Source organism: Streptomyces sp. CO7, from assembly GCF_053474865.1.
The window spans coordinates 81,211-81,773 of sequence record NZ_JBRIOU010000011.1 but is presented as its reverse complement, the minus strand read 5'-3'; the positions used below and the strand labels follow the sequence as shown (position 1 = coordinate 81,773).

The window sequence follows — 563 nt, the reverse complement described above, 5'->3', positions numbered from 1 at the left end:
GGGCGGGGGTGGGCGGTGTGTGGCCTTTGCGCATGACCATGTGATGAAGGACACACTTCTTGGCCGGGCTCCATGATGTTCACGTGATTACCTGCCCGGGGTGCAGGGAAATGCTTGCTGTGGTCGAGGCCGCAGAGCCGTTCGGCCCAGCCCGAGGGGGAGTACCCATGCACAGTCTTCAGCGCCCTGGCCGTTCCGCGTCCAGGAAGTTCCAGCAGGTCGTCCAGCCCGAGCCGGAGGGCGTCGAACCGGACGCCGCGGACGACGAGTTCGACGCCTACGACGCCTACGAGATGTACCGGGTCGTCTGCCCGGACTGCGCGCAGCCCATCGCCCTTCTGGCGGACGAGGATGTCCTGCCGGAGCACGCGCTGTGCGCCTCGCCGTGGAACCCGTTCGGCCTCACCGTGTGCAGCGGCACCGGCCGGGCCGCCGAGGACGCCGAGGCGGCGGACGCGGAGACGGACCCGCAGGAGCAGGAGACCGGTCTGCTGCTCACGCTGCCCGCCGGCCTGGACTGGCGGACGCAGCCCTTCTCGCACGTCGGCGGCCCGGGTTCGCGC

The 563-nt window shown here is 70.5% G+C and carries 1 protein-coding gene; it reads left to right on the top strand.

Translation table 11 applies throughout. The features are described from left to right. Window positions 1-167: 167 nt before the first annotated feature. Window positions 168-563 (top strand): hypothetical protein (locus ACOV8S_RS29455; protein ID WP_448321532.1); only part of this gene is annotated, 396 nt, incomplete at its 3' end.